Annotated in this window: 9 protein-coding genes and 1 pseudogene; 1 reads left to right on the plus strand and 9 read right to left on the minus strand. The window is 63.9% G+C overall.

The features are described 5' to 3' along the window. The 4 genes from AC1DX0_RS25025 to xylF all read right to left on the minus strand — a co-directional run. Positions 1–1,354, minus strand: a 1,354-nt coding sequence (locus AC1DX0_RS25025; RefSeq protein ID WP_477357193.1) for a CHASE domain-containing protein, incomplete at its 3' end; no start/stop codon positions are given. A gap of 152 nt (positions 1,355–1,506) precedes the next feature. After that, on the minus strand, positions 1,507–2,307 hold the full coding sequence (locus AC1DX0_RS25030) for an ATP-binding cassette domain-containing protein (RefSeq protein ID WP_477357195.1): 801 nt from the start codon (positions 2,305–2,307) through the stop codon (positions 1,507–1,509). Positions 2,308–2,320: 13 nt separating this feature from the next. Next, entirely contained in the window at positions 2,321–3,652 is a 1,332-nt protein-coding gene (locus tag AC1DX0_RS25035; protein ID WP_477223204.1) for a sugar ABC transporter permease, read from the minus strand. A gap of 145 nt (positions 3,653–3,797) precedes the next feature. Further along, the gene (xylF, locus tag AC1DX0_RS25040) at positions 3,798–4,838 is read right to left on the minus strand and encodes a D-xylose ABC transporter substrate-binding protein (protein ID WP_477223203.1); all 1,041 of its coding nucleotides are present in this window, start codon (positions 4,836–4,838) and stop codon (positions 3,798–3,800) included. 271 nt (positions 4,839–5,109) lie between these two features. Here xylF and AC1DX0_RS25045 point away from each other — a divergent pair, with 271 nt between their 5' ends. After that, on the plus strand, positions 5,110–6,354 hold the full coding sequence (locus tag AC1DX0_RS25045; RefSeq protein WP_477223202.1) for an ROK family protein: 1,245 nt from the start codon (positions 5,110–5,112) through the stop codon (positions 6,352–6,354). A 12-nt stretch (positions 6,355–6,366) separates the two neighbouring features. On the opposite strand, the gene phoB is transcribed toward AC1DX0_RS25045, so the two are convergent. From phoB to AC1DX0_RS25070, 5 genes and pseudogenes are all read right to left on the minus strand, one after another. Then, positions 6,367–7,056 carry a phosphate regulon transcriptional regulator PhoB gene (gene phoB, locus AC1DX0_RS25050; RefSeq protein ID WP_032917568.1) on the minus strand — a complete coding sequence of 230 codons (690 nt, stop codon included), beginning with the start codon at positions 7,054–7,056 and terminating at the stop codon, positions 6,367–6,369. A gap of 19 nt (positions 7,057–7,075) precedes the next feature. Continuing rightward, complete coding sequence (gene phoU, locus AC1DX0_RS25055; RefSeq protein ID WP_010911897.1) at positions 7,076–7,783, minus strand: phosphate signaling complex protein PhoU; 708 nt, start codon at positions 7,781–7,783, stop codon at positions 7,076–7,078. 25 nt (positions 7,784–7,808) lie between these two features. Then, a complete protein-coding gene (pstB, locus tag AC1DX0_RS25060; protein WP_477357197.1) occupies positions 7,809–8,612 on the minus strand; it encodes a phosphate ABC transporter ATP-binding protein PstB in 804 nt (267 codons plus the stop codon). Next, on the minus strand, positions 8,609–9,460 hold the full coding sequence (gene pstA, locus AC1DX0_RS25065; RefSeq protein ID WP_475456509.1) for a phosphate ABC transporter permease PstA: 852 nt from the start codon (positions 9,458–9,460) through the stop codon (positions 8,609–8,611). The genes pstB and pstA overlap by 4 nt, the downstream gene beginning before the upstream one ends. 3 nt (positions 9,461–9,463) lie before the next feature. Further along, positions 9,464–9,578: pseudogene (locus AC1DX0_RS25070) on the minus strand (phosphate ABC transporter permease subunit PstC); the annotation flags it as partial.

Consider the following 9,578-nt stretch of genomic DNA (forward strand, 5'->3'; position numbering starts at 1 on the left):
GCTCATGGAAGGTCAGGCCAAGCGCTTGCGTCGTGGTCTCGTCGAGCAACACCTCCGGCCCCGACAGCAACCCTTCCGGCAAGTCCTTGCCGAACACCTGGCCAAGTTCAATGCGCAGCAGATCGGCGAGATCGGCCTTCTGCCAGCGCGAGCGCGTCAGCATGTCCTGGGAGGCCGCCATCGCCTGCAGCCTGGCCGAGAAGGATGCCGAAAACTCGCTGACGTCGGTCGCCCGCAAAGCCGTCTGCCGCGCGATCGCCAACACCCTGGTGATCGAATTCTTGATGCGATGCTTCATCTCCTGCAGCATCAGGTCTTTTTCGAGCAAGCTCTTTTCGGTCGTCTCGTGCAGGCGCGATGCCGCCTCATAGGCCCGCTGCTGATAGCGCGCCACCAGCGCGATGGCGCCCGCCGCCAGCAGGCCGAACAGCCCCAGCATCACCGGAATGGCGCGCGACGACGGCTGCGAGAAGGCGCTGGTCGGCCTGAACAACACCGTCCACGGGCGCCCGGCCACCGTGATCTTGCGGGTGACCAGCAACCGGTCGCCAAAGGATGAAGCCGGCGGCGTCTCCGACCGGAACAACAGGTCGTCGCTGTTCACCGCGCCGTCATAAATCTCGGTGTTGACCGGCAGCAGTGGCGCCCGGCTGAGTGCGATCTGGAACAGGTCGCGGGCCCGGAAGGCCGCGTAGAGAAAGCCCGCGGTCGAGGATCGCGATGCGTTGATGACCTCCGGCGCGGTTTCGACATTGAGCCGCACGAAGACCAGGAAGCCGGTGAAGGTCTGTGTCGCACCCGTGCCCTGGCCCAGTTGCACCAGCCCGCTCGCATGCTGCTGGTCATCGGCCATAGCCTTTTCGATCGCCACGCGCCGCACCGGTTCGCTGAACATGTCGTAGCCGATGCTGGACTGGTTGGACGGATCCAGCGGCTCGAAAAGCATGATGGGCGCGCGCCAGGGCTGCGTCGTGTCCGGATAGACCGGATGGCTGGCGCCGAAATCGTGGAGGATGTCGCGTTCGACCGCCGCTTCGTCACCCGTCTTGACGAGGCCGAGGAAGCCGATGCCGCGTAGGCCGGCGAAATTGTTGTCGACATCCAGCGCGTTGAAGAACGCCTTGAACTCGTTCTGGGAGATGTCGCCATTGCGGGCGTCGAACAGCGCCTGCGTCGACCGCAGCAGCGACAAATGCAGGTCGATACGGCTCTCGATCCTGTTGAGGGCGTCGTCGGCCGCCGCTTCGAACTTGATGCGGGAGGCTTCCTGCGTCGCGAAATAAGCGTACCCCGCCATGGTCATGCTGATCAGCGCAACGGCGATGAACGCGACAATCGGAAAGAGTTTCTTCAACGGATGATGCGGTCCATGGGGCAATACCGGACCTTTATGGGCAAGTCGCCGGGCCAACACAATGGCAAGGCCAAGCCATCGCGATCACTGGCATATCACGTGACCGGCAACCGGCCATGCCGATCAAACCCATACCGGACCGCCCGCAGGCCTCAGGCGGCGATCTTCAGCGCGCCYGGCCCGGGAATGGCACCCGGAGGACATTTGCCCAGGATGATCATGCCGAGCACCTCGTCCTGCGTCACATCGGTGGTGCGCGCGGTGCCGACGACCTGGCCGTTCTTCATCACGCAGACCCGGTCGGCSAGTTCGAACACRTCRTGGATGTCGTGGCTGATSAGGAAGATGCCKATACCATCGGATTTGAGYTGCTTGACCAGTTCGCCGACCTGCGCCGTYTCCTGCGGKCCRAGKGCCGCSGTCGGYTCGTCCATGATCAGGATGCGGGCGTTGAACAGGATSGCGCGYGCGATCGCCACCGACTGMCGYTGGCCGCCMGACAGCTTGAYCACCGGCTCCTTGAAGCGCTGGAAGCGCGGATTGAGCCGGCCCATCACCTTGCGCGCCTCGGCCTCCATCGCAACGTCGTCGAGCGTGCCCCATCCGGTCATCAGCTCGCGGCCGAGGAACAGATTGGCGGCGGCGTCGACATTATCGGCCAGCGCCAGCGTTTGGTAGATCGTCTCGATGCCGTATTTCTTGGCATCGCGCGGATTGGCGATCGAAGCCTCCTCGCCATTGACGAAGATCTGGCCGGCATCGCGCTTGTAGGCGCCGGACAGGATTTTGATCAGCGTCGACTTGCCGGCGCCGTTATGGCCAAGCAGCGCCACGACCTCGCCCGGGAAAAGATCGATCGAGGCGTCGTCGACGGCCCGGATGCCGCCAAAGGCGATCGAGATGTTGCGCATGTCGATCAGGGCGGTGGCTGCAGGAGCAGTCTTGTCAATCATGGCGATGCCTCCCCTAAACGCGCTTGCGGTAAACAGTGTCGAGCCACACGGCGATGACCAGCACYGCGCCGACGACGATGCTCTGCAGCGGCGAGTCGATGCCGAGCAGCACCATGCCCGACTGCAATGATTGCATCAAAAGCGCGCCCAGCATGGCGCCCATCACCGTGCCTGCGCCGCCGGCGAGTGACGTGCCGCCGATGACAGCGGCGGCGATGACCAGAAGCTCGTCCAGCGTGCCCAGCGCATTGGTCGACGCGTTGAGGCGGGCCGACGAGATCGCCGCGCTGATCGCGGCCAGCACACCCATAATCATGAACACCTTCATGGTCACCCAACGGGTGTTGATGCCGGCAAGTTCGGCCGCCTCCGGATTGCCGCCAATGGCAAAGACATAGCGGCCGAAACGCGTGCGCTTGGTGATGAAGGTCATGATAATGCCGACAGTCACCGCCATCAGCACCGGTATGGCAATGCCATGCGCGATGAACAGCCCGCCTGCGGGAATGGTAATGCCGTTCTGCTGGGCGTACTGGCGCACGATGCCGATCGGCCATGGATAGGAATTGGCGATCCAGACGGCGCCAAGGATGGCGGCGCAAGCAACCACGCCAAGCAAGGTCTCGGCCCAAACCGGGCGCAGCGGAAAGTTGAACCGCTTGCGCTGCGACCTGCCGTTGAGCAGCATGAAGGCGACCGCCACGCAGGCGACGACACCGACGATCCAGCTGGCGGTAGCGCCGATCGAGCCGCGTGGTCCGCCGCCCATCAGCTGGAAGGTTGTGTCGAGCGGCGCGACCGTGCGCCCGCTGGTGATCAGCCATGCCATGCCGCGCCAGACCAGCAGGCCGCCCAGCGTCACGATGAAGGCCGGAACCTCCATATAGGCGATGATAAAGCCCTGGAATGCGCCGATCAGGAGACCAAGCACCACACCGGCCGCCAGCGCGATGATCCAAAGCCACGGATTTCCAAGCTGGAAACCGATGACGCGAATGAGGAATTCGGCCTGCGCCACGCCCATGATCATGCCGATCACGCCTTCGACGGATCCGACCGAGAGGTCGATGTTGCGCATGACGATAACCAGCACCATGCCGGTCGCCATGATCGCGACCGACGAGGTCTGCACCGATAGGTTCCACAGATTGCGCGGTGTCAGGAAAAGCCCGCCCGACAGGATATGGATGCCGACCCAGATGACCAGCAGCGCCCCGACCATGCCGAGCATGCGCGTGTCGAGTTCGGTAGCCTTGAGGAACCGTCCAACGGCGCTGAGTTCGGATGCACGCGCCTTGTCCGCCGCGGTGCTGCCGACCGGTTGATTAGAGGTCGTGTCGGTCATGCTATCCTCCCACCGGTTTACCGTCTGGCGCGGATGCCGGAACATGGATGCTATTTGCTTTCCGCAGTCATTTGAAGCGGGAAGCCCCTTGAGAAACGCCGCGGCTTTTGGGCCGCGGCGTCGATATCGAACGGTATTACGCCGTTTAGTTGCAGGCCGCGACGCTGCCGGCGGCGACGCCCGCACAGACTTCGTCCTTCTTGATCCAGCCGGCGTCGATGACGACGTTTAGATTGTCCTTGGTGATGGCGACCGGGGTCAGGAACAGCGACTTGACGGTGTTGCCGCCAGGCGTCGTGAAGTCCTTGACGCCGGCGATGTCGGTCATCTTCTTGCCGTCGGCCAGCTGCGAGGCGATCTCGGCGGCGTTCTTGCCGAGCTCGCGCGCGTCTTTCCACACCGACACGGTCTGGGTGCCGAGCGCGATGCGGTTCAGCGCGGCATGATCGCCGTCCTGGCCCGACACCGGCACGGTGCCGGCCAAGCCTTGCGCCGTCAGCGCCGCGACGACGCCGCCGGCGGTGCCGTCATTGGCGGCGACCACGGCATCKACCTTGTTGTCGTTGGCCGTCAGGAACTGCTCCATGTTCTTCTGGGCGTTGGCGGGCAGCCAGCCGTCCGTATAGGCTTCGCCGACATTCTTGATCTTGCCGCTGTCGATGGCCGCCTTGAGCACTTCCATCGAGCCCGAGAACAGGAAGTCGGCGTTCGGATCGGCGCCCGAGCCCTTGATGAAGACATAATTGCCTTCCGGCTTGGCCTTGAACACCGCAGCCGCCTGCAAGCGGCCGACTTCCTTGTTGTCAAAGGTCAGGTAGAAGACGTCCTTGTTCTCGATCAGGCGGTCATAGCCGACGACCGGAATGCCTTCGTCCAGCGCCTTCTGCACSGCCGGGCCGATKGCCGAKGCATCCTGCGCCAGGATGATCAGCGAATTGGCGCCCTGCGAGATCAGGCTTTCGACATCGGTAAGCTGCTTGCCGGGATTGGACTGCGCATCGGCGGAGATGTACTTGTCGCCGGCGGCCTCGATCGCCTTCTTCATGGCGGCCTCGTCGGTCTTCCAGCGCTCTTCCTGGAAGTTGGACCAGGAAACGCCGATGACCTTGTCCTTCGCCTGCGCGACCGACACAAGCGTCAGCGACATGGCGACACCCGCCAGGATGGCGGCTGTGAATCTCTTCATGATATTCCTCCCTGCGCCGCGTATGGCGCGACCAAACTGGCCCTAAGGCCGGCACAGAGGCTCTATTTTTTCGAGCCTCGAAAAAACACTGATCCAACACCGGAACGCTGTCAACAACGATTCTGATGGATTTTGATGTCCTCATGAATTTTTTTCGAGCCTCGGAATAAATAAATGACAGGACGGGCCGCTTCTGCCAGTATTTGACCGTGTCGCCGGCAGCGTTCGAGGGGCTGGAGGAACCGCGGCGACCGGGAGGATGTGGGAAAACATGTCGGTCGGAATCCGCCACGACGATTTGCGCCGGCGCAACCGCGCGATGGTGATTGCGGCCGTGCGCCGGGCCGGTCGGCCCTCGCGCACCGAGATTGCCGCGACCACCGGCCTCAGCCACTCGACCATATCGGCGATTTCTTCCGACCTGATCGGCGAAGGCATACTGGCCGAAGGCAAGCCGAGCGAGGCCGGCGCACTCAAGCGCGGCCGGCCGCAGGTCGGCCTCGGCCTCAACCCGGAGGCTGCGGCTGTCATGACCGTGGTGCTGTCGCTGAATTTCCTCTCCGTCGCCGTCATCGACTATGCCGGCCAGGTGGTATCGGAAGAACAGCGCCGGCTGGACACGCTGACCATGTCGCGCGAGGCGCTGATCGGCGAATGCGTCGCCATTGTACGGCGCCGCCTCGAGGATCCCGATATCGACGTGCGCAGCGTCGCCCGCATCGCGCTGGCGATCCAGGGCATCACCGACACCGAGGCCCGGGCGATGCTGTGGTCGCCGATCACGCCGCAGACCGACATCGCCTTCGCCGACATCCTCGAGGCAGAGTTCGGCATCCCAGCCACCATGGAGAACGACTGCAACATGATGGCGGTGGCGCTGCGTTGGCGCGATCCCGAGCGCTACCGCGACGACTTCATCGCCATCCTTCTGTCGCACGGCATCGGCATGGGCCTGGTGCTGAAGGGCGAGCTGTTCACCGGTACCCATTCCTCGGGCGGCGAGTTCGGCCACATGATCCATCGGCCAGGCGGCGCGCTCTGCCGCTGCGGACGCCGCGGCTGCGTCGAGGCCTATGCCGGCAACTACGCCATCTGGCGCAACGCCAGGCAGCTCAGCGAGGACACCGAGCCGGTCGCCGATGTCAGCGACGCGCAGATGCGGGCACTGGCCGCGACGGCACGGGAACGCGACGGGCCCGAGCGCGAAGCCTACCGCAAGGCCGGTGAGGCGCTCGGCTACGCCCTCGGCAGCCTGTTCGCGCTGATCGACCCCGCACCCGTCGCGATGGTCGGCGTCAGCGCCGCCGCCTTCGACCTGATCGAGCCGGCATTGCGCGAGGCCATCGCCCAGACGGCCGGCGGCCAGCACTCGAAATCGATTTCCTTCGACACCGAACCGAACGAACTGCCGCTGATCCGCGAAGGCTGCGCCATGCGCGCCCTGACCTTCGTCGACCAGGAGATTTTCGCGCCGGGCGTGCAGGCGAGAGCTGGCACCGGCAAGAACGTTGCCTGAATCAGGTCCCGCTCAATCTTCCCTGATCGCGTAGCCCGCGCCACGAATGGTTCTGATGACATCGGGCATGCGGCCATTGTTGACCGCCTTGCGCAGGCGGCCGACATGCACGTCCACCGTACGCTCGTCGATATAGATCGTCTCGCCCCAGACATTGTCGAGCAACTGGCTGCGCGAGAAGACGCGGCCGGGATGGCGCATCATGAATTCGAGCAGGCGGAACTCGGTCGGCCCGAGCCGGATCTCGCTCTTCTTGCGATAGACCCGGTGCGATTCACGGTCGAGCACGATGTCGCCGACCTTGAGCACGCTGGACAGGACTTCCGGCTTGGCGCGGCGCAGCAGCGCCTTGACGCGAGCCATGAATTCCGGCGTCGAGAACGGCTTGACCAGATAGTCGTCGGCGCCGGTCGAGAGCCCACGGACGCGGTCGCTTTCTTCGCCCCGCGCGGTCAGCATGATGATCGGCAGCCGCTCGGTCTCGGGCCGCATCCGCAGGCGCCGGCAGAGTTCGATGCCGGACACCGCCGGCACCATCCAGTCGAGCACCAGAAGGTCGGGCACGTTCTCCTGCAAGCGGATCTCAGCCTCGTCGCCGCGCGGCACCACCTCCACCTGGTAGCCTTCGGATTCAAGATTGTAACGGAGCAGCACCCCCAGCGGCTCCTCATCCTCCACCACCATGATGCGTGGCGCGATCATTGATTGGTCACCTCTTGCGTCAGGCCGCGGGCGCCGACATCGCCGTCTCGTCCTGCTTGGGACGATTGGCGGGCAACTGCGTGCCGGTCAGGACATAGTAGGCGTTTTCGGCGATGTTGGTCACGTGGTCGCCGATGCGTTCGAGATTCTTGGCGCAGAACAGCAGATGGGTGCAAGCCGTGATGTTGCGCGGATCTTCCATCATGTAGGTCAGCAGTTCGCGGAAGACGGAGGTGTATTTGACGTCGATGCGTTCGTCGTCGGCGCGCAGCTTCGCCAGTGCGGCGGCATCGCGCGCCGCATACTCCTCGATCACGCCCTGCACCTGGATCAGCACCAGCTGCGCCATGGCGTCGATGGAATGCGACAGGTCGCGCGGCGTGGCGCTGAGACCAACGGTGCCGACACGCTTGGCGATGTTCTTGGCAAGATCGCCAATGCGTTCGAGATCGCCGGCCATGCGGATCGAGCCGACGACGTGGCGCAGATCGTCGGCCATCGGCTGGCGCTTGGCGATCAGCGTGATGGCGCGATCGTCGAGTTCGCGCTGGCGCGCATCCATGATGGCGTCGTCGGAGACCACGCGCTGTGCCAGTGCGTTGTCGGAATTCAGCAGCGCCTTGGTGGCGCCGCCGACCATCGAGCCAGCGAGATCGCCCATGTCGCTGATCAGCCTGCTGATCTGTCCGAGATCCTCGTCGAAGGCTGCGACTGTGTGTTCGGCCATGATCCTGGTCCTCGTATGCGTGCGATCAGCCGAAGCGGCCGGTGATGTAGTCTTGCGTGCGCTTCTCGCGAGGCGACGTGAAGATCTTCTCGGTTTTGTCGAACTCGACCAGCTCGCCCAGATACATGAAAGCGGTCTGCTTCGAGACGCGCGCCGCCTGCTGCATRKWGTGGGTGACGATGACGATCGTGTAGTCGGCCTGCAGTTCGTCGATCAGCTCCTCGATCTTGGCGGTCGACAGCGGGTCGAGCGCCGAGGCTGGCTCGTCGAGCAGGATGACTTCCGGCTTCACCGCCACGGTGCGGGCGATGCACAGCCGCTGCTGCTGGCCACCGGACAGGCTGAGGCCGCTGGCGTTAAGCTTGTCCTTGACCTCGTTCCACAGGGCTGCGCGCTTCAGCGCCTGCTCAACGCGGCCGTCCATCTCGGCCTTGCTGATCTTCTCATAGAGCCTGACGCCAAAGGCGATGTTCTCATAGATCGACATCGGGAACGGGGTCGGCTTCTGGAACACCATGCCGATCTTGGTGCGCAGCAGGTTGAGATCTTGCGAGCGGTCGAGGACGTTCTGGCCGTCGAGCAGCACCTGGCCCTCGGCGGTCTGCTTGGGATAGAGCTCATAGATGCGGTTGAAGACGCGCAGCAGCGTCGACTTTCCGCAGCCCGACGGTCCGATGAAGGCGGTCACGCTGCGCTCGGGCAGCGACAGCGTGATATCCTTCAGCGCCTTCGACTGGCCGTAGTAGAAGTTGAGGTTCTTGACCTCGATCTTTACCTTGGCGGCTGCCTCGGCGGCGATCGTCATGTCTGGAGACAACATCTGGCTCATTTGTCCTCTCTGCGTCCGGTCAAGCTGCGCGCAACGATGCTGAGCGCGAGAACCGTCAATGTGATGATGAGTGCGCCAGTCCAGGCCAGCTGCTGCCATTCCTCGTAAGGGCTGAGAGCGAACTGGAAGATGGTGACGGGCAGGCTGGCCATCGGCGCGTTGAGATTGCTCGACCAGAACTGGTTGTTCAGCGCCGTGAAAAGAAGGGGTGCGGTCTCGCCGGAGATGCGGGCGATGGCCAGCAATATGCCGGTGACGATGCCGGACATTGCAGCGCGGTAGGCAACCGACTTGATGACCACCCAGCGCGGGGCGCCGATCGCGGTGCCGGCTTCGCGCAACGCGTTGGGCACCAGGTTGAGCATGTCCTCGGTGGTGCGCACGACGACCGGGATGACCAGGATGGCGAGAGCGACGGCGCCGGCGATCGCCGAGAAGTGCCCCATCGGCCGCACCATCAGCTCATAGACGAACAGGCCTATGATGATCGACGGCGCCGACAGCAGGATGTCGTTGATGAAGCGCACCACGGTGGTGAGCTTCGAGAAGCGGCCGTATTCGGCCATATAGGTGCCGGCCAGCACACCGATCGGCGTGCCGACGATGATGCCGATGATGGTCATCACGATGCTGCCGTAGATGGCGTTGAGCAGACCGCCGGCATCGCCGGGCGGCGGCGTCATTTCCGTGAAAACCGCAAGATTGACACCTGAAAGGCCTTTGTAGAGCAGGGCGCCGAGGATGAGCGCCAGCCAGGCAAGGCCGATGCCGGCGGCGGCAACGCACAGCGTCATCATCACGCCATTCTTGCGCTTGCGGCTCTGGTGAAGCGACGTGGCTGTCGACATCGGTCAGGCTCCCGTGCGGGCGTCGATGCGCATCAGCATGTAGCGTGCGATGGCAAGGATCAGGAAAGTGATGACGAACAGGATCAGGCCGAGCGCCACCAGCGAAGAAGTGTAGAGA

This window comes from Mesorhizobium sp. P3_A9 (assembly GCF_056402975.1).

Excerpts from the sequence above, each read along its gene's own strand:
- phoB (WP_032917568.1), bottom strand. The coding sequence starts at position 7,056 with ATGATCGCGCCACGCATCATGGTGGTGGAGGATGAGGAGCCGCTGGGG.
- AC1DX0_RS25045 (WP_477223202.1), top strand. The coding sequence starts at position 5,110 with ATGTCGGTCGGAATCCGCCACGACGATTTGCGCCGGCGCAACCGCGCG.
- pstA (WP_475456509.1), bottom strand. The coding sequence starts at position 9,460 with ATGTCGACAGCCACGTCGCTTCACCAGAGCCGCAAGCGCAAGAATGGC.
- phoU (WP_010911897.1), bottom strand. The coding sequence starts at position 7,783 with ATGGCCGAACACACAGTCGCAGCCTTCGACGAGGATCTCGGACAGATC.